At 71.0% G+C, this 21,807-nt stretch carries 19 protein-coding genes and 1 pseudogene; 6 read left to right on the forward strand and 14 right to left on the reverse strand.

The features are described from left to right. Positions 1-58 precede the first annotated feature (58 nt). Positions 59-553 carry a DUF308 domain-containing protein gene (locus VSH64_RS23380; protein WP_326837787.1) on the forward strand — a complete coding sequence of 165 codons (495 nt, stop codon included), beginning with the start codon at positions 59-61 and terminating at the stop codon, positions 551-553. Between the two features lie 7 nt (positions 554-560). Here VSH64_RS23380 and VSH64_RS23385 read toward each other — a convergent pair whose 3' ends face one another. Genes VSH64_RS23385 through VSH64_RS23410 form a run of 6 tightly spaced genes read right to left on the reverse strand, consistent with a single transcriptional unit; the run spans position 561 to position 7,521 of the window. Further along, positions 561-1,568: a sugar phosphate isomerase/epimerase family protein gene (locus VSH64_RS23385; protein ID WP_326837788.1), complete on the reverse strand. Its 1,008-nt coding sequence runs from the start codon at positions 1,566-1,568 to the stop codon at positions 561-563. A 14-nt stretch (positions 1,569-1,582) separates the two neighbouring features. Further along, on the reverse strand, positions 1,583-2,752 hold the full coding sequence (locus VSH64_RS23390; protein WP_326837789.1) for a Gfo/Idh/MocA family protein: 1,170 nt from the start codon (positions 2,750-2,752) through the stop codon (positions 1,583-1,585). A 14-nt stretch (positions 2,753-2,766) separates the two neighbouring features. Next, positions 2,767-3,798, reverse strand: coding sequence for a substrate-binding domain-containing protein (locus VSH64_RS23395; protein WP_326837790.1), 1,032 nt, complete (start codon positions 3,796-3,798; stop codon positions 2,767-2,769). Beyond that, complete coding sequence (locus VSH64_RS23400; RefSeq protein WP_326837791.1) at positions 3,795-4,805, reverse strand: ABC transporter permease; 1,011 nt, start codon at positions 4,803-4,805, stop codon at positions 3,795-3,797. Before VSH64_RS23400 ends, VSH64_RS23395 begins: the two co-directional genes overlap by 4 nt. Beyond that, the gene (locus VSH64_RS23405; protein ID WP_326837792.1) at positions 4,802-6,304 is read right to left on the reverse strand and encodes a sugar ABC transporter ATP-binding protein; all 1,503 of its coding nucleotides are present in this window, start codon (positions 6,302-6,304) and stop codon (positions 4,802-4,804) included. Before VSH64_RS23405 ends, VSH64_RS23400 begins: the two co-directional genes overlap by 4 nt. Further along, positions 6,301-7,521 (reverse strand): ROK family transcriptional regulator, encoded by a 1,221-nt coding sequence (locus VSH64_RS23410; RefSeq protein ID WP_326837793.1) that lies wholly within the window; start codon positions 7,519-7,521, stop codon positions 6,301-6,303. The genes VSH64_RS23405 and VSH64_RS23410 overlap by 4 nt, the downstream gene beginning before the upstream one ends. A gap of 725 nt (positions 7,522-8,246) precedes the next feature. Here VSH64_RS23410 and VSH64_RS23415 point away from each other — a divergent pair. Continuing rightward, positions 8,247-8,384, forward strand: a pseudogene (locus VSH64_RS23415) (OB-fold nucleic acid binding domain-containing protein); the annotation flags it as partial. A 114-nt stretch (positions 8,385-8,498) separates the two neighbouring features. Then, the gene (aspS, locus tag VSH64_RS23420; RefSeq protein ID WP_326838013.1) at positions 8,499-9,629 is read left to right on the forward strand and encodes an aspartate--tRNA(Asn) ligase; all 1,131 of its coding nucleotides are present in this window, start codon (positions 8,499-8,501) and stop codon (positions 9,627-9,629) included. 3 nt (positions 9,630-9,632) lie between these two features. On the opposite strand, the gene VSH64_RS23425 is transcribed toward aspS, so the two are convergent. Next, a complete protein-coding gene (locus VSH64_RS23425) occupies positions 9,633-11,819 on the reverse strand; it encodes an MMPL family transporter (RefSeq protein WP_326837794.1) in 2,187 nt (728 codons plus the stop codon). 686 nt (positions 11,820-12,505) lie between these two features. Then, on the reverse strand, positions 12,506-12,955 hold the full coding sequence (locus VSH64_RS23430; RefSeq protein WP_326837795.1) for a MarR family winged helix-turn-helix transcriptional regulator: 450 nt from the start codon (positions 12,953-12,955) through the stop codon (positions 12,506-12,508). Between the two features lie 154 nt (positions 12,956-13,109). Here VSH64_RS23430 and VSH64_RS23435 point away from each other — a divergent pair, with 154 nt between their 5' ends. Beyond that, the gene (locus VSH64_RS23435; protein ID WP_326837796.1) at positions 13,110-13,880 is read left to right on the forward strand and encodes an SDR family NAD(P)-dependent oxidoreductase; all 771 of its coding nucleotides are present in this window, start codon (positions 13,110-13,112) and stop codon (positions 13,878-13,880) included. A gap of 30 nt (positions 13,881-13,910) precedes the next feature. Further along, positions 13,911-14,744: an aldo/keto reductase gene (locus VSH64_RS23440; RefSeq protein WP_326837797.1), complete on the forward strand. Its 834-nt coding sequence runs from the start codon at positions 13,911-13,913 to the stop codon at positions 14,742-14,744. 46 nt (positions 14,745-14,790) lie between these two features. Here VSH64_RS23440 and add read toward each other — a convergent pair whose 3' ends face one another. Both add and VSH64_RS23450 read right to left on the reverse strand, forming a co-directional pair. Continuing rightward, positions 14,791-15,804 carry an adenosine deaminase gene (gene add / locus VSH64_RS23445; RefSeq protein WP_326837798.1) on the reverse strand — a complete coding sequence of 338 codons (1,014 nt, stop codon included), beginning with the start codon at positions 15,802-15,804 and terminating at the stop codon, positions 14,791-14,793. 45 nt (positions 15,805-15,849) lie between these two features. Beyond that, the gene (locus tag VSH64_RS23450; RefSeq protein ID WP_326837799.1) at positions 15,850-16,416 is read right to left on the reverse strand and encodes a TetR/AcrR family transcriptional regulator; all 567 of its coding nucleotides are present in this window, start codon (positions 16,414-16,416) and stop codon (positions 15,850-15,852) included. Between the two features lie 59 nt (positions 16,417-16,475). Here VSH64_RS23450 and VSH64_RS23455 point away from each other — a divergent pair, with 59 nt between their 5' ends. Next, positions 16,476-16,976: a GNAT family N-acetyltransferase gene (locus VSH64_RS23455; RefSeq protein ID WP_326837800.1), complete on the forward strand. Its 501-nt coding sequence runs from the start codon at positions 16,476-16,478 to the stop codon at positions 16,974-16,976. Here VSH64_RS23455 and VSH64_RS23460 read toward each other — a convergent pair. From VSH64_RS23460 to VSH64_RS23475, 4 genes are all read right to left on the reverse strand, one after another. Beyond that, positions 16,940-17,755: an SAM-dependent methyltransferase gene (locus tag VSH64_RS23460; protein ID WP_326837801.1), complete on the reverse strand. Its 816-nt coding sequence runs from the start codon at positions 17,753-17,755 to the stop codon at positions 16,940-16,942. The genes VSH64_RS23455 and VSH64_RS23460 overlap by 37 nt on opposite strands. 96 nt (positions 17,756-17,851) lie before the next feature. Then, a complete protein-coding gene (locus tag VSH64_RS23465) occupies positions 17,852-18,961 on the reverse strand; it encodes a WD40/YVTN/BNR-like repeat-containing protein (RefSeq protein ID WP_326837802.1) in 1,110 nt (369 codons plus the stop codon). A gap of 599 nt (positions 18,962-19,560) precedes the next feature. Then, positions 19,561-20,121 (reverse strand): type 1 glutamine amidotransferase domain-containing protein, encoded by a 561-nt coding sequence (locus tag VSH64_RS23470; RefSeq protein WP_326837803.1) that lies wholly within the window; start codon positions 20,119-20,121, stop codon positions 19,561-19,563. Between the two features lie 55 nt (positions 20,122-20,176). After that, complete coding sequence (locus tag VSH64_RS23475; protein WP_326837804.1) at positions 20,177-21,718, reverse strand: SpoIIE family protein phosphatase; 1,542 nt, start codon at positions 21,716-21,718, stop codon at positions 20,177-20,179. Positions 21,719-21,807: the final 89 nt, after the last annotated feature.

Genomic DNA, 21,807 nt, shown 5'->3' on the forward strand with positions numbered 1-21,807 from the left:
CGACCGACTAGGTTGTGATCTCGCCACTACGGTCCCCGCCACCGAGGAGCTCCGCACCATGACCGACGGTCCCCCGCCGAACCCGGACACGCCGGACGCCTTCCCCCCGGCGCCGCAGGGCCCCGTGCCGCGGTACACGCCCGGCCAGCCGGCGAGCCCCGCCGAAACCGGTCGGCTCAGCGGCGGCACGCAGCAGGCGTGGAACTCGGGCCCCGTCGGCTTCGGCGGCGCGCCGCAGCAACCGGGTGCTTCGATGGGCGGCGCGACGCAACAGCCCCGCCCGGTTCAGCAAGGGCCGCAGAAGAACGCCGCACCGGGTGTGCTGGCGCTCGTCTGCGGCATCCTCGGTGTGGTCGTGCCGATCCTGCCGTTCCCGCTGGACAACGTGCGGGCGTGGATCGCGTTCCCGTTCGCCGTGGCCGCGTTGGGTCTGGGCGCGGTGGGCTGCGGCGCCCGGCGGCCGACGAAGGCGCTGGCCGTGATCGGGATCGTGTTCGGCGTGCTCGCGTTGGTGATCGGCGTGATCATGGTCGGCAACCGGCTCGGGGCCTAGTCGGTTTCTAGTCGGCCTTCGAGGAAAAGGCCGCGTCGAACGCCGCCGTCGGCCGGCTGAAGTTCAGCCGCTTCACGAACTCCAGCGCCTCCGGCGCGCCGGTGAGCCGGTCCATGCCGGCGTCTTCCCACTCGATCGAGATCGGGCCGTCGTAGCCGATCGCGTTGAGCATGCGGAACACGTCCTCCCACGGCACGTCGCCGTGGCCGGTCGACACGAAGTCCCAGCCCCGGCGCGGGTCGGCCCAGGGCAGGTGCGAGCCGAGGCGGCCGTTGCGGCCGTTGAGCTGTTTGCGGGCCTCCTTGCAGTCGACGTGGAAGATGCGGTCCTTGAAGTCCCACAGGAACCCCACCGGGTCGAGGTCCTGCCACACGAAGTGCGACGGGTCGAAGTTCAGGCCGAACGCCGCGCGGTGGCCGATGGCTTCGAGCGTGCGCACGGTCGTCCAGTAGTCGTAGGCGATCTCGCTCGGGTGCACCTCGTGGGCGAAGCGCACGCCGACCTCGTCGAACACGTCGAGGATCGGGTGCCAGCGCGCGGCGAAGTCCTCGTAGCCGCGGTCGATCATCGCTTGCGGCGCGGGCGGGAACATGGCGACGGTGTGCCAGATGGACGATCCGGTGAAGCCGACGACCGTGGACACGCCCAGCAACGCGGCCGCGCGCGCCGTGTCCTTCATCTCTTCGGCCGCGCGCTGCCGCACGCCCTCGGGCGAGCCGTCGCCCCAGAGGCGGGCCGGCAGGATGGCCTCGTGCCGCTCGTCGATGGGGTGGTCGCACACGGCCTGGCCCACGAGGTGGTTGGAGATCGTCCACACGCGCAGGTCGTACTTGGCCAGGGTGTCCAGTTTGGACTGGACGTAGCCGCCGTCGGATAGCGCTTTGTCGACTTCGAAGTGGTCGCCCCAGCAGGCCAGCTCCAGACCGTCGTAGCCCCAGCCGCTCGCGAGCCGGCAGACCTCCTCGAACGGCAGGTCGGCCCACTGCCCGGTGAACAACGTCAGCGGTCGTGCCATCGGAAAACTCCCCTTCAGTTCGGTACCACGGTCCAGGCGGAATCGGCGGCGGCACTGCGTTCCACGGCGTCGAGCACCCGCTGCACCCGCAGCCCGTCGGCGAACGACGGCGCCGGATCGCTGCCTTCGCCCAGCGCCACCAGGAAATCCCGGACCTCGTGGGTGAAGGTGTGCTCGTAGCCCAGGCCGTGGCCCGGCGGCCACCACGCGCCCACGTACGGATGCGCCGGCTCGGTGACCAGGATCCGGCGGAACCCCGCGTCCGCCGGATCCAGCGTGTGGTCGTGGAAGTGCAGTTCGTTCATCGCCTCGAAGTCGAACGCGAGGCTGCCGGCCGAACCGTTGACCTCGATGCGCATCGAGTTCTTGCGCCCGGCCGCGAACCGCGTCGCCTCGAAGCTGCCGAGCGCACCGGAGGCGAAGCGGGCCGTGAACAACGCGGCGTCGTCGACCGTCACCTCGCCCAGCGAAGCGCCCGCCGAAGCCGCGAGCCCCGACGACGACGTGACCAGCGGCCGCTCCCGCACGAACGTCTCCGTGACCGCACTCACCCCGGAAATCCGGGATCCGGTGAGGAACTGCGCCAGATCCACGAGGTGCGCACCGAGGTCGCCGAGCGCGCCGGACCCGGCTTTGTCCTTCTGCAGCCGCCACACGAGCGGGAACGCCGGGTCCACGATCCAGTCCTGCAGGTACTGCGCGCGCACGTGCCGGATCACGCCCAGCCGGCCCTGCGCCACCAGCGACCGCGCGAACGCGAGCGCCGGCACGCGCCGGTAGTTGAACGCCACCATCGAGCGCACGCCGCGCTCGGCCGCCGCCGCGGCCGCGTCGGCCATCGCCTCGGCTTCGGCCACGGTGTTGGCCAGCGGTTTCTCGCACAGCACGTGTTTTCCGGCGTCGAGCGCGGCCAGCGCGATCTCCGCGTGCGTGTCGCCGGGGGTGCAGATGTCCACGAGGCCGACCTCGTCGTCGTCCACGACCCGGCGCCAGTCGGTCTCGAACGCGGCCCAGCCGAGTTTCGCCGCCGCTGCTTCGGCCGCCGCGGCGTCGCGGCCGCACAGCACCACCCGGCGCGGGGTGAGCGGCACGTCGAAGGCGTGGTGCACCGTCCGCCACGCCTGGGAGTGGGCCGCGCCCATGAAGGCGTAGCCCACCAACCCGACGCCGATCTCGTCCGCCATGCGCGGAAGTCCTTTCACTCGAAGGAAACCGGCAGGTACTTGTCCACATTGTCCTTCGTGACGACCGCGGAGAACGTGGTCACCGACGCCGGGATCTCCTGCTCCGCCAGATCCGACACGCCCTTCGCCTGCCCGAGCAGCCGCGCGAGGCGGATGGCCGACGCGGACATCGTCGGCGGGTAGAGCACGGTGGCCTTCAGCACCGAATTGCCATCCTTGATCTGCTCCATCGCGGCCTTCGACCCGGCGCCGCCCACCATCAGGAAGTCGGACCGCCCGGCCTGGCGCACGGCCTGCAGCGCGCCCACGCCCTGGTCGTCGTCGTGGTTCCAGATCGCGTTGAACTGCGGGTGCGCCTGCAGCAGCTCGGCCATGCGGGCCTGGCCGGTGGGCACGGTGAACTCGGCGGCCGCGCGGCCGACCTTGCGGATGCCCGGGTAGTTGGCCAGCGCGTCGTCGAAGCCCTGCGTGCGCTGGCGGGTGAGCTCGAGCGTGTCGATGCCGGCGAGCTCGAGCACCGTGCCTTGGCCCTTGAGCTGCTGGCCGATGTAGTTGCCCGCGTTCACGCCCATGCGGTAGTTGTCGCCGCCGACCCAGGTGCGGTACGCCTGCGGCGAGTCGAAGATCCGGTCGAGGTTGATCACCGGGATGCCGGCGTCCATCGCCTTGCGCCCGGCCGGTGTGAGCTGCTTGCCGTCGGCCGGCAGCACCACGAGCACGTCGACCTTGCGGTTGATCAGCGCGTCGATCTGCGCCGACTGCGTGGCCGCGTCGTTCGACCCCTCGGCGACGACGAGTTCCACATCGGGGTGCCGCTGTGCTTCGGCCCGCGCGTTCACGGTGATCGCGTTGAGCCAGCCGTGGTCGGCCTGCGGCCCGGCGAACCCGACGGTCACCTTCTTGCCGGGGGTGTCCTGCGCCGGAGCGGGCGCGTTCTGGGCGGCCGGCGCGGGTTCCTCGTTGCTGGTGCACGCGGCGAGCACGCCCACACCCGCGAGGGCCGTCCCGGTCAGGAACGCGCGGCGGCGGAGGTCGGTGGAGTTCATGAGGACGTCCTCTCACTCGAATAGAGCGAAGCCCGCCGCTGCACGAGCACGGCGAGCACGATGATCACGCCCTTGGCCAATTGCTGCACGGCCGTGGGCAGGTTGTTGAGCGTGAACAGCACGCTGATGGTGGTGAACACCAGCACGCCGAGCACCGAACCGACGAGCGTGCCGCGCCCGCCCGTGAGCAGCGTGCCGCCGATGATCACCGCGGCGATGGCGTCGAGCTCGTAGAGGTTGCCGTTGCCCGAAGTGCCGCTCGAAGTGAGGATGATCAGCATCACGCTGGCGATGCCGCAGCACAGTCCGGAAAGGACATACAGCAGGCAGGTGTGCAGCTTCACGTTGATGCCGGCCAGCCGCGCGGCCTCCAGGTTGCCGCCGATCGCGTAGGTGCGGCGGCCGAAGGTGGTGCGGTTGAGCACGAGCCAGCCGACGATCGCCACGGCCGCGAAGATCAGCACCAGCGGCGGGATGCCGAGCACGTAGCTGTCCTGGTAACCGAGGTCCACGAGCGCCTGGTTCTTCGCGGTCACGGTCTGGGTGCGGCCCTGCGAGAGCTGGATCGCCAGGCCGCGCGCGCTCGCGAGCATCGCCAGCGTGCCGATGAACGCGACCAGGCGGCCGTAGGCGATGAGCAGCCCGCTGACCAGGCCGCAGCCGACGCCGACGGCCACCGCGGTGAACACGATGCCGGTGATGCCGAACGCCTGGGTGGAGCGCGTGGTGGCCCACACCGTCGCGAGCGCCACGACCGCGCCGACCGAGAGGTCGATGCCGCCGCCGATGATCACGAACGTCATGCCCACGGTGATCACGCCGATCACCGACGCCTGCGTGAGCACCAGCACCAGCGTGCCGGTGGTGAGGAACTGGCCCGGTTCGGTGAGCGCGCCGATCAGCACCAGCACGGCCAGCACCCCGACCAGGCCGAGGTTGCGCGCCTCGCGCAGCCGCACCGAGAACCCGCGGGTGCGTTCCGGTGCCACCGCCTGTTCAGCGTTCATTCCGCACGCTCCTGCTCTTCGAGGATGAGATCCAGCACGGCCCGTTCGTCGAGATCACGCGCTTGGGTGAGCACGCGGCCCTCGCGCATCACGAGCACCCGGTCGGCCAGGCCGAGCACCTCCGGCAGCTCGCTCGACACCAGCACGATCGCGACCCCGGAATCGGCCAGGTCGCGGATCACGCGGTAGAGCTCGGCCCGCGCGCCGACGTCCACGCCGCGCGTCGGCTCGTCGAGCAGCAGCACGCGGCAGCCCTTGAGCAGCCAGCGCGCGAGCACCGCCTTCTGCTGGTTGCCGCCCGAAAGCTTGCCCGCGGGCCGGCGGATGTCGGGCGGACGCAGGTCGAGCGCCTCGGTGTGCCGGCGCACGGCCGTGGTTTCGGCCCGCGCGTTGAACCAGCCGAACTTCGCGTAGCGGCGCAGGGAGGCGAGGGAGACGTTGCGGGCCACGGATTCCTGCAGCAGCAAGGCCTGGCTCTTGCGTTCTTCCGGGGCCAGGCCGAGTCCGTTGCGGACGGCGGAGGTCACGCCTCTGCGCAACGGTTTTCCGGCGAGCTTCACCTGCCCCGTGGTGGGTTTCCGCGCGCCGTACACGGTTTCCAGCACCTCGCTGCGCCCCGAGCCGACGAGCCCGGCCAGGCCGACGATCTCGCCTTCGCGCACGGAGAACGACACGTCTTCGAACTCGCCGGCCACGCCGAGGTTCTCGACTTCCAGCAGCACCGGGCGCTCGGCGAACGCGTCTTCGGCGGGGCGCGGCGGGAAGAGGTACTCCACGCGGCGGCCGGTCATCAGCGCGACCAGGTCCGTGGTCGGCGTGGTGCGAGCCGGCAGGCCGGTGGCGACGGTGTGGCCGTCCTTGAGCACCGTGACGCGGTCACCGATCTCGCGGATCTCTTCCAGCCGGTGGGAGATGTAGACCACGGCGACCCCGCGCTCGGTGAGACCGCGGATCACGCGGAACAGGTTCGCCACCTCGTCGCTGGCGAGCACGGCGGAGGGTTCGTCGAGCACGATCAGGCGCGCGTCGAGCGAGAGCGCGCGGGCGAGGCTCACGATCTGCTTGCCCGCGGCCGAGAGCGTGCCGACCTCGCGGTCCACGCGGATTTCCCGGTGCCCCAGGCGATCGAGCAGGTTTCGCGCGTCGGCACGCATCTTGGCGCGGCGCACCCAGCCGGCGCTGGCCTGCTCGTGGCCGAGGAAGATGTTCTCCGCCACGGAAAGCCCGTCCACGAGGTCGAGTTCCTGGTACAGCGTGGCGATGCCGCACCGGATGGCGGCCGTGGGGTTGGGCAGCTCCACCGGCTCGCCGCCCACCCGGATCTCGCCGGTGTCGGGCCGGTGCGCGCCCGCGAGCACCTTGATGAGCGTGGACTTGCCGGCGCCGTTCTGGCCCAGCAGGCAGTGGACCTCGCCCTCGGCCACGCTCAGTTCCACGTCGTCGAGCGCGCGCACGCCGGGGAACCCCTTGCCGATACCGGTCATTTCGAGGAGCGTCATCCGCTGTCCCTTTCCCCCGCCGACGCGACCCGCGCGGGGTCGTCGAACACGGCTTCCAGCGCCACGTGGGCCCCGCCGCGCGAGGCCGCCGAGAACCCGAGCCACGACAGTTCCACGCGGCAGCCGCCGATGTCGGGCGCGACCACGCGGGCTTCGAGCTCGGCCATCATCGGGCCGAGCAGATACGGGCCCAGCTGCGCGAAGTAACCACCGAGCAGCACCACGCGCGGGTTGAACACGTTCACCAGCACCGCGGCGCCCACGCCGAGGCCGGTGCCGACCTTCGCCAGCGCGTCGAGCGTGCGGCGGTCCTTCAACTCGGCCCGCCGGCGCAGCATGTCCAGGCGCTGCTCGAGATCGAGCGACGGGTCGTGCACGGGATCGTTGGGCTCGGCCGCGAGCCGCAGCATGCCGGCCAGGCCCACGATCGTCTCCCAGCAGCCCTTCCGGCCGCAGCCACAGCGTCGGCCGTTGGGGTCGAGCTGGATGTGGCCGATCTCGCCGGAAAACCCTTCCGCCCCACCGAGCAGCCGGCCGCCGGAGATCACGCCACCGCCCACCCCGATCTCGCCGGTGAGGTACACGAGGTCCGCCGTGCCGGCGACGCTGCCCATCGCGTGCTCACCGAGGGCGCCGAGGTTGGCGTCGTTGGCCATGCGCACGGGGAAATCGAGGCGGCCCAGCCGTTTCGTCAGCCGCTCGGTCAACCCGGCGACCACGGGCACGTCGGTCCAGTGCAGGTTGGGCGCGAACGCCACGGCGCCGGCTTTCACGTCGACGAGCGCCGGCACCGCCAGCGTGAGCCCCACGGGTTTGACGCGCAGACGCCGGCATTCCCGGACCGCGCGGGCGGCCAGCTCGGCCGTGGCGTCGAAGACCTTGGCCGGAGGAAGCGCTTGCACGTCGAGCGGGATGCGCTGTTCGAACAGGACGGTGCCGGTGAGATCGAGGGCCAGCGCGGTGAGGTAGTCGACGTTCACCTCGACCCCCACACCCCCCACGGCCCGCCCGTCGAGCTTCACGATCGTGCCCGGCCGGCCCACCGCCCCCGCGCGGTCCAGCTCGCCCTCGCGCGCCAGCCCCCGCTCCACCAGCTCGGCCACCAGGCTCGACACCGTGGCCTTGTTCAGGCCGGTCTCCGCCGCGATCCCCGCCCGCGACCGCGGCCCCGCGTCACGCAGGTGCCGCAGCACGAGCGCGAGATTGCTGCGCCGCACCGAAGCCTGATCCGCCGGCCTCGGTGGGCCGCCGGGTCTCAGAGGCAGGGAGGAGTCCACGCCGACACCGCCAAGTTCGTCTGGTGGGGCAACAAATTAGGTCAGCGCGGAGGAAGGGGTCAACGATGGAGGGATGGTAACGATCCCGGCAAAAGGCCCATTTTCCCGGGGTGACCTGGGGATACGTGGATTCGAGGCGAGTGGTCCGGTCCTTCGGATGGAGCACGGATTGGGGTGGGCGGGTGTCCGAACCACTCACCCGTTCGGCTTCATCTCGCTGGTGGTGTTCCTGGCCGGGTCGGTGCCGGTGGCGTTGGTCCGGTCGGGTGAGCGGGGTGGGTCGGCGCTGGGGAATTCGTTGGATCGGACCCTTGATCGCGGGCACTTCGAAAGTCGTTTTTATTCAGATGACTCGGCTGCGGCTCTCTGCTTAGGCTCGTCCCCGACGCGCTGACGGAACCAAGTAGCGCGGGGAGTCGCGACCCACAGAGAACCGCCGTTCGCTGAGAGGCGGTGTTGCGCCCCCGCCGCGAAGACACTCCTGAGCAGTGGGGAGGAAATGCCCTGCCGGTTTGGCCTCCGATATCGGGCCGGCGTTTTTGAGGCTGCTGGCTTGCTCTTGCCCGACGCACGTTGCCGGGCTTCCAGCGGCGAAGGTGCGGTGGTACCGCGAGTTCCCTTCTCGCCCGCACCCCCAAGGGGTCCTTCGTTCTCGGGAGACCCGAATGTCATCTCGCACTCTGGCCGTCGACTTGCCCGCCCTGGTGGGCACGACGGTAACCATCGCCGGCTGGCTGCATCGCCGGCGGACGTTGAAGTCCGTGACGTTTTTGGTGGTGAGGGACCGGTCTGGGTTGGCGCAGGTGGTGTTGAGTGCCACCCCTCACCACACACCGGGCACAGCCCCGCCCTCCTCGGGGGGCGTCCCCAGTCCCATTCTATCGGCCACCCCCGACAAAAACGGTGGCCAAGCGGAAATGGGCCCCAGTTATCCACAACTCGACTCGGGTGTGGACAACTCCCCCACCCATCCCGAAATCTCCCACCTCACCGAAGAAACAGTCCTCGAAATCACCGGCCCCGTCATCGCCAACCCCCAAGCACCCGGTGGCGTCGAGATCCTCAACCCCACCATCACAATCCTCGCCGCACCAACAAAAACCCCACCCTTCGACCTCTACCGCCCCACCATCCCCGCCGCGCTCCCCACGATCCTCGACAACGCCGCCGCCGCGCTCCGGCACCCGGAGCTCAAGCGCAGGCACGAGATCGCGGCCAGAAGCGTCCGAGCCTTCCGCCAAGTGCTCGACCAGCGGGGCTTCACCGAAGTCCACACGCCCAAGATCGTGGCCACCAGCACCGAATCCGGCGCCAACGTCTTCCAGCTCGACTACTTCGGCAAACCCGCCTACCTCGCCCAATCGCCGCAGTTCTTCAAGCAGACGCTCGTCGGCGTGTTCGAGCGCGTGTACGAGGTCGGGCCCGTGTTCCGGGCCGAGAAGCACGACACGGCGCGGCACCTGGCGCAGTACACGAGCCTCGACGTCGAACTCGGGTTCATCGAGGACCACCGGGACGTGATGGCGCTCCTCAGGGACGTGATCGCGGCGATGGCCGCCGCACTACAAGAAGAAGCGCCCCAAGTCCCCCAGCAGATCCCCGCGATCGACTACCCCGAGGCGCAAGAACTGCTCCACAGCAACGAACCCGACCTCTCCCCCGAAGACGAACGCCGCCTCGGGGAATGGGCACAGCACGAGCACGGCTCGGACTTCCTCTTCGTCACCGGCTACCCCATGACCAAGCGCCCCTTCTACACCCACCCCGACCCGGCCCGGCCGCACCTGTCGCGCAGTTTCGACCTGCTCTTCCGGGGCCTGGAGCTCGTCACGGGCGGCCAGCGGCTCCACCGCCACGCCGACTACGAAGCCGTCCTCAACGAAGAGGCGCACCTCTACCGCGACTACCTCGACGCCTTCGCCCACGGCATGCCGCCCCACGGCGGGTTCGCCATCGGGCTGGAGCGGTGGGTCGCGCGGGTCCTGGAGGTGCCCAACGTGCGCGGCACCACGTTGTTCCCGCGCGATCTGCACCGCCTCAGGCCGTAGCTCCTAAGTGGACGGGGCCGGGGAACGCGGTGAGGGCACGTCCTCCGGTTCCGGCTCCAGGTGCGGCAGGATCCGGTCCAGCCACGGCGGCAGCCACCAGCTGCTGCGCCCCAGCAGGAACATCGCGGCGGGCACGATGATGAGCCGGATGATGGTCGCGTCGATCAGCACGCTCACCCCGAGGCCGAGGGCGAGGATCTTGATCACCACGTTCGGCGAGGCCAGGAACGCGAAGAACACGCACACCATGATCACGGCCGCCGAGGAGATCACGCGGGCGGTCACGGCGAGGCCGTCGGCGACGCTGGCGTGGTTGTCGCGCGTGCGCAGCCAGGCCTCGTGCACGCGGGAGAGGAGGAAGACCTCGTAGTCCATCGAGAGGCCGAACACGATGGCGAACATGATCATCGGCACGTACGACTCGATCGGCACCTTCTCGTGCACGCCGAGCAGCGAGCCGCCCCAGCCCCACTGGAACACTGCGACGATCACGCCGTACGAAGCCGCGATGGACAGCAGGTTGAGCAGCGCGGCCTTCAACGCCAGCACCGGGCTGCGGAACGACAGCAGCAGCAACACGAACGCGGCCGCCACCACCACGCCGATGATCGTGGGCAGGCGGGCGGCCACGATGTCGCGGAAGTCGAGCTGGCCGGCCGTCATGCCGGTGACGTAGCTGGTCGCCCCGGCGAGCACGGGCGGCAGGGTCTGCGTGCGCAGGGTGGCGAGGAGTTCGTCGGTGGCGGCGTCCTGCGGGCCGGTGGTGGGGGTGACGGTGGACAGCAGCAGCGCGCGGTCCTGGCTCGGGTTCATCGGCGTGGCCGAGGCGACGCCGGGGGTTTTCGCGAGCGCCTGCTGCACGTTCTGGCCGAGCGCGGTGTCGGACGATTCCACGACCACGGTGAACTGGCCGTTGGCGCCGGGGCCGAAGCCGCGGGTGATGGCGTCGTAGGCCTCGCGGGTGGTGGTGCCCGCGGGGTCGGCGCCTTCGTCGATGTGGCCGAGCTGCATGGAGAACGCGGGAATCGCGAGCACCGCGGCCACGAGCACGCCGCCGCCGAGGTAGCGCCACGGGTGGTGGTCGATGCGCACGGCGTAGCGGTGCCACGCGCTTTCCTTGCCGTCGGCCGACTGCTCGGCCACGGGCTTGCGCACGTGCCAGCGGTCGATCCGGCGTCCGGACAGGCCGAGCAGCGCCGGCACGAGCGTGGTGGCCGCGATGCCGGCCACGATCACCGTGATCGCGGCCGCCAGGCCGAGCTTGCCGATGAAGCCGACGCCGACCGTGAACAGGCCCATCAGCGCGATGACCACGGTCGACGCCGCGATCAGCACCGAGCGGCCGCTCGTGGCCACGGTGCGCCCGGCCGCGGTGATCGGTTCGACGCCGTCGAGCACGTGCTGGCGGAAGCGCGTGGTGAGGAACAGCGCGTAGTCGATGCCGACGCCGAGACCGATCATGATCGCCAACGTCGGCGAGGCGGTGGCGAAGCTGATCGCGGCCGCCAGCAGCCCGAGGATCCCGAGACCCGTGGCCACGCCGATCACCGACGTGACGATGGGCAGCCCGGCCGCGATCACGCTGCCGAAAGCCAGCAGCAGCACCAGGATCGCGACGATGATGCCCACCGACTCCGACCGCAGATCGCCGCTGCCGGGTTCGGCGGCCTTGCCGAGCGCGCCGCTGTAATCGACTTGTACGCCGGTGGCGCGCACCGGATCGGTGGCCTTGTCGATGCCGTCGATGAGGTCACTGCCGAGCGCGGCGGGCTTGTCGTCGAACTGGATGTTGGCGAACGCGACCTTTCCGTCGGGCGCGGTCGTGCCCGGCGCCAGCGGATCGGACAGCGACACGACGTGCGGCACGGCCCGCACCTGCGCCGCGGCCTGCTCGATGACCGCGCTCTGGCTGCTCAACGCACCGCTGTCGGTGGTGAACACGAGGCGCGCGCTGTTCGAGCCGCCGACGATGCCGTGCTGCGCGAGCACGCTGCTGCCCTGGCCGGATTCGGCGTCGGGCAGGCTGAAGTCGTCACTGTACGTGCCGCCGACGAGGTTGTTCGCCACCGTCGCGCCAGCCAGCACCAGCACCCAGATCACGATCACCGGCCACGGGTGCCCCGCACACCAGCGGCCGAGGCGCATCAGGAGACCGGCGGGTTCTTCCGCGCTACGAGCGTTTTCCGTCATTTCGCCACCCGGCTTCCGGGAGTTTTCCCGGTCCAGCCTCACCCTGTCCCCCCGGCCCGCCTAGGGCCGAAGGTCCTCGGACGGCACCGGTCTCGGTGACGGTGGGTGACTAGATTTTCGTCAACGGGCGCGCTCGGTGCGCCGCCACCGAGCGACCCCAGACCTCGGCACAGGCACAGCAGCTGGCTTCACGAGATCAACCGAACCCGGCGCCGACGAACAGTGCCAACCCCAGCGGTTCTCGAACCCGCACGAGCGCCGAGCCGCATCGTGCCGGCTCGTCACGCCGGAGGCGGTCGATCGGCTCAGCACCACCCCGCGCGGGCAGGTTGCCGCCTGGGAAAGCCGATGAGCCGGGCGCGCCACCGAGCGGACCCTGCGCCGGCACGCCCCGGCCCGGCTGACGACGCCGGATCGCCGGTCGGCCACCGAACTCAGCACCGCTGAGCCGGCAGTGGGACTGCTTCAAGAGATCAAGCGACCAGCGCCGACGAACGCCACCCCGCCACCTCTTCGGCCAGGACAGCCGAAGACCCGAAGAGCGCCGACGTGCCAGGCGGGCAACGTCCGTCAGCGCAGCACCGCCGCGCCCATGAACAACGCGCGTCCCATCATCGGGCACCACCCACAACGCGCATCACGCCGACGAACCGCCACACTCAGCACCACAGCCTGAGGCAGCGCACCTACTTCGCGAAAGCCAGCGACCCCAACGCACCCACCAACGGCGCCAGCTCCGGCAGCTCCTCCGCCTCCGCCAACGCCGCCGTGAGCGCCGCGTCGTGGGTCGGGCGGGCTTCGTCCAGGAGTTTGCGGCCGGCGAGGGTCACCTCGGTGTAGATGCCGCGGCGGTCGGTCGGGCAGAGGTAGCGCGACAGCAGCCCGCGGTCCTCCAGCCGGGTCACCAGGCGCGTGGTGGCCGACTGGCTCAGCACCACGGCGTTGGCCAGCTGGTTCATCCGCAGGTGGAAACCGTCCTGGCGGGCGAGGACATCGAGGACCGTGTACTCGCTCACGGAGAGCTCGTGGTCGCGCTCGAGGGCGCGCTGGAGGCGGTCTTCGATGCGCGCGTGCAGCGCGGCCAGAGTGCGCCAGCCCTGAGCCCGGGCCTCCACGGCGTCGTCAGCCAGTGACACGGTTCACCCCTTCTCGTGACCGTCCGCGGTTGCGGGCCGGTCCTCCGCCAGGCACTATCGAGCGTGTGCAAATAACCGCGCGTGCAAGTATTGCTGACGCTCGTAATCGTCTGCTGTCACTGTACTCGCGAACGCAGGAAGGGGTATCCACCCGATGAAGATCGACCTCAGCGGGCGCACCGCCCTGGTCACGGGGTCCACGGCCGGCATCGGCGAGGCCACGGCCGCCGCGCTGGCCGAGGCGGGCGCCGACGTGGTGGTGAACGGCCGCAACGCCGACCGGGTCGACGAGGTCGCCAAGCGCCTGGGCGTGCGCGGGATCGCGGCGGACGTCGGCACGGCCGAGGGCGTCGCCGAGCTGATCGCGCAGCTGCCCGACGTGGACGTGCTCGTGAACAACGCGGGCGTGTTCGCTCCGAGCCCGGTGTTCGACATCCCCGACGAGGAGTGGCTGCGGTTCTACCAGGTGAACGTGCTCTCCGGCGTGCGCCTGACCCGCCACTACGCGCCGCGGATGGTGCGGCGCGGGTGGGGCCGGGTGATCTTCGTGAGCAGTGAATCCGCCGTGCAGCCCCCGACCGAGATGGTCCACTACGGTATGACGAAGACGGCCCAGCTGGCGTTGTCCCGCGGGATGGCACAGGAGGTGGCCGGCACGGGCGTCACCGTGAACAGCGTGCTGCCCGGACCTACGCTCACCGAGGGCGTGCGCGAGTTCGTGCGGACGCTGTACCCGGACGTCGACTTCGCCGAAGCCGAACGGCGGTTCATGGCCCAGGACCGGCCGACCTCCCTGCTGGGCCGCCTGATCCGGCCGCAGGAGGTGGCGAACCTCATCACCTACGTCGCCTCCGACCAGGCCGCCGCGACCACCGGAGGCGCGCTGCGCGTCGACGGTGGGGTCGCGTCGGCGATCATTCCGTGAGTTTTCGTGAGGACAGAAGGGTTTTCTGAGTTGACCAGTGTTCCCGTGACCAAGTTGAACAACGGCGTCGAGATGCCGCAGCTCGGGTTCGGCGTGTTCCAGGTGCCGCCCGCCGAGACGAAGGCCGCGGTGAAGACCGCGCTCGACGCCGGTTACCGCAGCATTGACACCGCCACGGCCTACGGCAATGAAGCGGCCGTCGGGGAAGCGCTCGCCGAATCGGGCATTCCCGCCGACGAGCTGTTCATCACCACCAAGCTGTGGAACAGCTCGCAGGGCTACGACGAGACCTTGCGCGCGTTCGATTCCAGCATGACCGACCTCGGTCTCGAGCGGCTCGACCTCTACCTGATCCACTGGCCGTTGCCCGCGCGCGACAAGTACCTCGACACGTGGAAGGCGCTGGAGAAGCTCTACGCCGACGGTCGCGTGCGCGCGATCGGCGTGTCCAACTTCCAGCCGGCGCACCTGCGCCGCGTTCTGGACGAGGGCAGCATCGTGCCGGCCGTGAACCAGATCGAGCTCTCGCCCTACCTCGTGCAGGCGGAGCTGCGCGCGTTCCACGCCGAGCACGGCATCGCCACCGAGGCGTGGAGCCCGCTCGCCAAGGGTGGCGACCTCCTCGGCGAGGCGGCCATCGTGGAGATCGCTTCGCGCCACGGCCGCACGCCCGCCCAGGTGGTGCTGCGCTGGCACCTGCAGCTGGGCAACGTGGTGATCCCGAAGTCCGTCACGCCCTCGCGCGTGGCCGAGAACTTCGACCTCTTCGGCTTCACGCTCACCGACGCCGAGGTGGCCACGCTGTCATCCCTCGACCGCGGCCTGCGCACCGGCCCGGACCCGGACACGTTCGACGTGGCGTGACGTTTCGCTGACAACGGGCGGCTTCCCATCCTGGGGAGCCGCCCGTTTATTTCTGGAACGCGGCCACGTGCTCGTCGACCGCGGTGAGGTGCGCGGCGATCCTCCGTGGATCGTCGAAGGATGCACGGAAACTGTTGCGTGCCAACGCCGCGAGGGCTTTTCGGTCCAACCCGAGGCCGGTTCGGACGGCTTCGTAGTTGTCGTTGACGTAACCGCCGAGGTAGGGCGGGTCGTCGGAGTTGACCGTGACGAGCAGGCCGGCCTCGGCCATCGCCCGCAGCGGGTGCTCGGCCATCGACGGCACCACACGCAAGGCCACATTGGACAGTGGGCACACGGTGAGCGGCACCGCCTCGTCCCGCAACCGCGCCAGCAGGGCCGGATCGGCGGCCGCGGCGACGCCGTGGTCGATGCGGTCGGGCCGGCACACGTCCAGGGCTTCGCGGACGTACTCGGCCGGACCGTCCTCACCGGCGTGGATCGTGGTGCGGTGGCCGCGGGCGCGCGCAGCCGCGTAGTAGCCGGCGAACTTGGCCGGCGGGTTGTTCCGCTCGGCCGCACCGAGCCCGATGCCGAGGATCCGCTCGCGCCACGGCTCGATCAGCTCCAGCACCTCCAGCGCGGCGGCCTGCGGGCGGTGGCGCTGGGAGGTGATGATCAGCGCGCCGTCGATGCCGAGGTCGGTCCGGGCGTCGGCGATGGCGGCCAGCACGCTGTCGACCTGCTCGGCGATCGGCACGCCGGCGTCGAGGAACGTCTGTACACCAAGGAACATCTCGCTGCGCCGCACGCCGTCGGCGGCCGCGCGGGTGAGGTAGGCGTGGGCGAGGTCGTAGAAGTCCTGGCCGCGGCGCAGCACCGAGGCCGCGCGGAAGAGCAGCGGCAGGAAGTGCTCGAGGCCGGTGAAGGTGTACGCGGCGCGGGCGTGGTCGACGTCCGGCCAGGGCAGGGTGACCTGGTTGCGGGAGGCCAGCGCGAACAGCAGCTCCGGCTCGAGCGTGCCCTCCAGGTGCACGTGGAGCTCGGCTTTGGGCAGCGTCGCGACGAACGCGTCGAGCATGGTGCGGCTCCCCTTGTGGTTCAGTCAAGAACTGAATCGATCAGTTCACTTCTCTAGTGAACCACAGAGGCCGGTGACGGCGGCCGAGTGCACGGCGGCCAGCCGATCCTCGTCCTCGCCGCAGATCAGCTGCACCTGCAACCCCCGCCACAACGCGACCACGGCCACCGCGGTGTCGTCGGGATTCCGGACGTCCTCACGCAAGGCGTCGGCGACCACGGCCGTCCAGCGCTCGCGGACCTGGCGCAGGAACTCGGCGTCGCGCTCGGGCTGGTCGACGGCCATCCCGAAGCGCGCGAAGAACACCCTCAAGTGCGGCCGCCGCGCCGGCTCCGCGAGATGCGCCCACGCGGCGCCCAGCCGGTCGACCACCCGGCCCGGCTCGTTGAGCAGCCCGGCGAGCCGGTCGAGCAGCTCCGTACCCCCCACGATCTCGTCCACCGCGGCGGCGAGCAGGGCGTCGAGGGAGCCGAAGTGGTAGAGCAGCATGCGGTTGTTCGAGCCGATGCTCCGAGCCACCTCGCTGAGGGACAGGCCGATCACGCCGCGCTCGAGGATGAGCTCCCGCGTCAACGCGAGCAGGCGCGCGCGCTCAGCCGGACCGCTTGCCATCGGGGAATCGTAACGTGATCACGGGCGGCCTTCGCGCCTCGAGGTTCTACGGTGCGGACATGGAGATCGAACTTCGGGACTGGTCGCGCGACGATGCGGCCTGGTACGTCGCGCAGGTGCGGGACCCGGACATCCTGCGGTTCACCACCGAGCGGGCCGCGCTGACCGTCGCGGAGTTCCGGCGCGCGCTGGAGGCGTTGCGGCGGAACGAGAACGCCCTGGGCTTCGTCGCCGTGGCCACCGGATCGGGCGAACGGCTCGCCAACCTCGCGGCGCAGCGCACCGGCGCCGTGGTCGAGGTCAGTTACTGGGTGGCAGCCGCCGCGCGAGGTCGCGGCGTGGCGGGCCGCGCGCTCACCGAGCTGTGCCGCCGGGTGAGCGCTGCTTGGCCGGGCGCCGAGATCCGCCTCTGGACACATGCCGACAACATCGCTTCGCAGCGAGTGGCCGAGCGCGCCGGGTTCGGCCAGGTGGAGGGCGCCGGCGGTCGGGAGGTCCGTGGCCAGGCCTGGCCGGTCGTCCACTACAGCTTCTTGGCCACGCCACCCAGCGTCAGATAGTTCAAATCCCCCAACGGCTTCATCCGCGGGCCGTCCGGCCACCACTCGTGCAGCATCGTGAGGCCGGGTTCCAGGAGTTCCAGGCCGGTGAAGAACGAGGCGATCTCCTCGCGGGAGCGGTGCACCGTGCCGAGGCCGGTGCCCTGGAAGGTCGAGTCGATGAGGTGGGCCAGGGCCTGGCGAGGAGGGTCGGCGGGGGGTGCGTGGTGGTGGGTGAGCAGGAGGAACGAGCCGGGGGCCAGTTGGTCGGCGTAGCTGCTCACGATGAAGCGCGCGCGGTCCAGGCTGTCGATGTGGTGGACGATCGAGCAGAGCAGCAGGGCCATCGGGCGGTCGAAGTCGAGGTGGCGGTAGACGATCGGGTCGCCCAGGGTGGCGCCGGGGTCGGTGAGGTCGGCGCCGCTCACGTGGGTGCGGTCGTTGGTCTCCAGCACGGCGCGGCCGTGGACCTGGACGACCGGGTCGTTGTCGACGTAGACGACGCGGGCGTCCGGGTTGTAGCGCTGCGCGACCTCGTGCGTGTTCTCGGCGGTGGGCATGCCGGAGCCGAGGTCGAGGAACTGGTCGACGCCGCGGTCGGCGGCGAGGTGGCGGACCGCGCGCATGAGCCAGTCGCGGTGTTCGCGCGCCATGGTCTGTGCGCCGGGAGCGATGGCGAGCAGGCGTTGCAGCATCACGCGGTCGGCTTCGTAGTGGTCGCAGCCGCCGAGCAGCGCGTCGGACAGGCGGGCCAGACTGGGCCGGTCGTGGTCGAAGCGCGTCGAGGTCCCCGAAACCACGCCTGCCCCCTTCACGCCACGGACAGTGCACAGCGTACGACACCGCGTTCACCAAGAGAACCCGTGCCCCACAGCCGGCCCCACCTGCACCAACGCCTAGGAGAACGAGAGTTCTACCCAGGTCGCTCCGCTGTCGGCGCTCCGATACACAGCGGAGCCGCTGTCGGCGTCCGGCAGGCCGTCGACGACCACGCCCACGCCGTCGCCCACAAAGGCCAGATCCGACAGCCCCACGCCCCGCTCGGACAGCACGGTGGTGGTCCACGTGCGGCCACCGTCGGTGGTGTGGTGCAGGAACCCGTCGCCGCCGCCCTCGGCCGCCACGGTGGCGGCGTCGGCCGTCGCCGCGCCGAAGCCCTGCGTGATGCCGACGGCCGGCGCGTCGGCCGTGCCGCTGAACGTGCCGCCCAGCTCCGGCGCGCGCCACATCCGCCGCGACGACGAGCCCGGCTGCGGCGAACCCGGGCTGCTGCTGCACAACGCGACCACCTGCCCCGCCCGCACCCCGCCCAGTGACGCCGTGGTCCCCGACGGGCACGGCGGCGAAGCGGGCGTGAACACCACGCCGTCGCGCGAAGTCCAGTACTCCTCGGTGCGGTAGTCGGCGCCCAGCGCGATCTGCAGCCCTCCCCCGGTGGCCAGATCGCCGTACGTGATGCCGCCGGTGACCTCGAACCCCGGCAACGGCGCCAGCACCGGCGCCCCCGCCAGCCCCGAGTACACGGACGTGGTGTTGCCGTAGGAATTGCTCGTGACCACGGCGAAGATCCGCCCGCCCGTCTCGGCCAGCGCCGACACGTACCGCTGCCCACCACCGGCCACCAGCACCGTGAACCAGTGCCGGCCGCCGTCGCGGGTCGCGAGGATGCGCGAACCGTCGGTCACGTACAGGTGCTGCGCGCTCGCGGCGACCAGCCGCACGTGATTGTGGTTGTCCGGCAACGACATCGGCGGCGCGCCCAGCTTCCGCCAGTGCGCGCCGCCGTCGGTCGTCTCGAGCAGCACCGGGCACCAGCCCGGCTCGCCGCAGTCGGTGTAACCGAGCACGAACCCGTGCTGCGGCCCGGTCCAGCTCGTGGACGCGGGCGCGAAACCGGCCGGGACGTCGACGGCGGCGGAAGCGGTCGACGCGGTGGCGGACACGGGGACAAGGGCCAGCACGGCGAGTGCGGCCGCGACGACAGCGGCGCACCGGGTGGGTTTCATGATCCGCAGGACGTGCGGCCCCGATTGAGGTTGCCCGCCACGCCGAGGCAACGCCCCGAACAACCCGACCGGCACACTGTCGATGGCCGACCGAGCCGGCGGGCCCTCGTACTTCTCGCGTGCCGGCCCTCGGCAGACCACCATGCCGAAGCAACGGCCGGAAGAGCCAGACCGGTACAGCCCCGCCGAACAATCGAGACTGCGAGCCTGCCCGCGTCCGCGATTCTTCGGCCAGGCCGCCGAAAACCCGCCTGACCGTCGGAGAATCGACGGTCAGGCGGGCGAAGTCGTCCCTGCCGACGAACCCGGCCCGACCTCAGCCCTTCGGCTGCCTCGGCGACGGTGGTGCCGGCGGCGAAGGTGGCGGAGCAGGCACCGGCGGCGCCCCCGCGGCCTCCGGAGGACCGACCTCAGCGCCCCCGGCCTCCCCGGAAGAAGCGGAAGCAGGCGTGTCGAAGTGTTCCCGGCACCATCGGCCGTACCGTCTCGAATGCACTGTCACCGCGTCACCTCCTCCGGTCCGCGCGAAACCCGTCGAAGACCAGGGTCCCCCGTGGATCGGAAGTGCGCCACTGCTTTGCCCGGCGCGGCGGCCAGGCTCAGCCGACCGGGTGGCGTCCCTCGGCGAATTCCTCGATCACCTTCGCGCAGAAGGCCGGCAGGTCGTCCGGGTTGCGGCTGGACACGAGGCCGCGGTCCACCACCACCTCCTCGTCGACCACGGTGCCGCCGGCGTTGCGGATGTCCGTACGGACGCTGGGGAATGACGTGAGCGTGCGGCCGCGCACCACGTCGGCCTCCACGAGCGTCCACGGGCCGTGACAGATGACGCCGACGGGTTTGCCCGCGCGGACGAAGTCGCCCGCGAAGCGCACGGCCGTGGGGTCGCGGCGGAGGTTGTCCGGGTTCATGGTGCCGCCCGGCAGGAGGAGGGCGTCGTAGTCGTCGGCCGAGACGTCGGCCACCAGGCGGTCGACCGGGAACGTCGCGCCCTTGTCGATGTCGCCGTTCATCGCCTGGATCTCGCCGTCGGCGAGCGACACGAGGTCCACCGTCGCGCCCTCGGCCGTCACCGCCTTGCGCGGCTCTTCCAGCTCCACCTGCTCGACGCCGTCGGCCGCCAGGATCGCGACCCTGCGGCCGGAGAGTGAGTTCGCCATGGGAATCCTTTCGCATCCGGTGCCAGAAGCACCGGCTACCCCAGCGAACGACCGCTCAATCGGCGCGCGGCGCCGCCTCGATCGCCAGCACGGCGATGTCGTCGTGGCCCGAATTGCCCAGCCACGCACGCACGGCCTCGCGCAGCTTCGCCACGACCCGGTGCGCGGGCAGGCCGACGCAGTCGGCGAGCACCGCGTAGAAGCGCTCGTCGCCGAACAGCTCGGCGGATTCGGTGCGGTTGCGGGCTTCCGTGACGCCGTCGGTGTAGAGCAGGCAGACGTCGCCCTCGGCCAGGTGCACCGTCGCCTCCGCGAAGCGCGCCTGCGGCGAGATGCCGACGAGCGTGCCCGGCACGCTCACCTCCTCGACCCCGCCGTCGCGCCGCAGCACGAGCGGCGCGGGGTGTCCGCCCGACGCGAGCGTGACGTCGAGGCCCGAGTCCGTCGGCGTGACTGACCCGAGCACGAGCGTGGCGAAGCGGTTGGAGCCGCCGGCGATGAGCAGTTCGTTGAGCAGCCGCAGCAATGTACGGCCGTCGCGTTCCACGAGTTGCAGCGCGGCGAGCGAGTGCCGCACCCGGCCGGTCAACGCGGCCGCCTCGGCGCCCTTGCCGCAGATGTCGCCGACGACCACGAACGCGCTGCCGTCGTCGCGCGCGAGCACGTCGTAGAAATCGCCGCCGACGCCGAGCACACCGCCGGCCGGCTCGTACCAGAGCTCGAAACCGGCGCCGTCGACCTCGGCGGGCGGCGTGGGCTTGAGCGTGGTTTCCAGGCCCCGCGTGGCTTCTTCCTGCCGGGCATAGCGTTGCGCGTTGGCCAGCGCCATGCCCGCGGCCGTCGCGAACGCCTCGATCGCGCGCGGCTGCCCGGCCCCGAAAGCCGGCTCGGACCGCCGGCCGATCAGCACCGCACCGGTCACGCCACTCTCGTCGACACCCAGCGACACCGCGGAAACCTCGGCGTGGCCGTCGAAGCGGTCCGCCACCACCGGCGGCATCGTGGCCACCTCGGCGGGCGGCACCACGCGCACCTCGGGCGGGCCGATGGCGGCGAACGTCTCGGCCACGGCCGGCGCGTGCTGCGCCGGCACCCGCCGGATGCGGCCGTGGCCGGGCGCGCCGTGGTCCTCGCAGCTCCACCACTCCCAGCGACCGCGGGTGGTGGGCAGCAGCACGAACACGCAGTCGCCCAGCGCCGAAGCGGCCAGCTCGGCGATCATGCGTGCCGTGCCGTGGCGCCCGCGGGCCGCGGCGAGTTTCGGACCGGCCTCGGCGAGGAACTCTTCCGGGCGACGGGGACTCTCGTCGACGACGGTCCACACGCGCCAGCCTTCGGGCAGCGCGCGCACGTGCGCCGCGCGACGCACCTCACCGAGATCGATGCGGCCGGTGGTCTCCGTCACCGTGGCGAGCACGGGCCGACCTTCGGCCGACAGCGTGCGCGCAGCCGCGTTGGCCCAGCGCACAGCGCCGGCGGGGTCCTGCACGAACACCGGGTCGCGCACGTCCTCGAGCACCGAACGCCAGAAACCCCCGTACTCGGGCAGCTCGGCGCCGGGTGGCAGGGCCGACGCCGGAGCGGGCCGTGACACCATGCACGAACCTCCTGCCTCCGGGTCGACCGACAATCTGTCAGTACAAGGTTGGCACAGCGCGAGCGGGCGGACTGGCTCGAAGTGTAGGG

The sequence above is a fragment of the Amycolatopsis rhabdoformis genome (genome assembly GCF_035918295.1).
In the GTDB taxonomy this organism is placed as follows: Bacteria; Actinomycetota; Actinomycetes; order Mycobacteriales; family Pseudonocardiaceae; genus Amycolatopsis; species Amycolatopsis rhabdoformis.

Bases quoted from the DNA above. Each gene is read 5' to 3' on its own strand.
- VSH64_RS23380 (WP_326837787.1), top strand. From the start codon at position 59: ATGACCGACGGTCCCCCGCCGAACCCGGACACGCCGGACGCCTTCCCC.
- VSH64_RS23385 (WP_326837788.1), bottom strand. From the start codon at position 1,568: ATGGCACGACCGCTGACGTTGTTCACCGGGCAGTGGGCCGACCTGCCG.
- VSH64_RS23390 (WP_326837789.1), bottom strand. From the start codon at position 2,752: ATGGCGGACGAGATCGGCGTCGGGTTGGTGGGCTACGCCTTCATGGGC.
- VSH64_RS23395 (WP_326837790.1), bottom strand. From the start codon at position 3,798: ATGAACTCCACCGACCTCCGCCGCCGCGCGTTCCTGACCGGGACGGCC.
- VSH64_RS23400 (WP_326837791.1), bottom strand. From the start codon at position 4,805: ATGAACGCTGAACAGGCGGTGGCACCGGAACGCACCCGCGGGTTCTCG.
- VSH64_RS23405 (WP_326837792.1), bottom strand. From the start codon at position 6,304: ATGACGCTCCTCGAAATGACCGGTATCGGCAAGGGGTTCCCCGGCGTG.
- aspS (WP_326838013.1), top strand. From the start codon at position 8,499: ATGGGCCCCAGTTATCCACAACTCGACTCGGGTGTGGACAACTCCCCC.
- VSH64_RS23425 (WP_326837794.1), bottom strand. From the start codon at position 11,819: ATGACGGAAAACGCTCGTAGCGCGGAAGAACCCGCCGGTCTCCTGATG.
- VSH64_RS23435 (WP_326837796.1), top strand. From the start codon at position 13,110: ATGAAGATCGACCTCAGCGGGCGCACCGCCCTGGTCACGGGGTCCACG.
- add (WP_326837798.1), bottom strand. From the start codon at position 15,804: ATGCTCGACGCGTTCGTCGCGACGCTGCCCAAAGCCGAGCTCCACGTG.
- VSH64_RS23450 (WP_326837799.1), bottom strand. From the start codon at position 16,416: ATGGCAAGCGGTCCGGCTGAGCGCGCGCGCCTGCTCGCGTTGACGCGG.
- VSH64_RS23455 (WP_326837800.1), top strand. From the start codon at position 16,476: ATGGAGATCGAACTTCGGGACTGGTCGCGCGACGATGCGGCCTGGTAC.
- VSH64_RS23465 (WP_326837802.1), bottom strand. From the start codon at position 18,961: ATGAAACCCACCCGGTGCGCCGCTGTCGTCGCGGCCGCACTCGCCGTG.
- VSH64_RS23470 (WP_326837803.1), bottom strand. From the start codon at position 20,121: ATGGCGAACTCACTCTCCGGCCGCAGGGTCGCGATCCTGGCGGCCGAC.
- VSH64_RS23475 (WP_326837804.1), bottom strand. From the start codon at position 21,718: ATGGTGTCACGGCCCGCTCCGGCGTCGGCCCTGCCACCCGGCGCCGAG.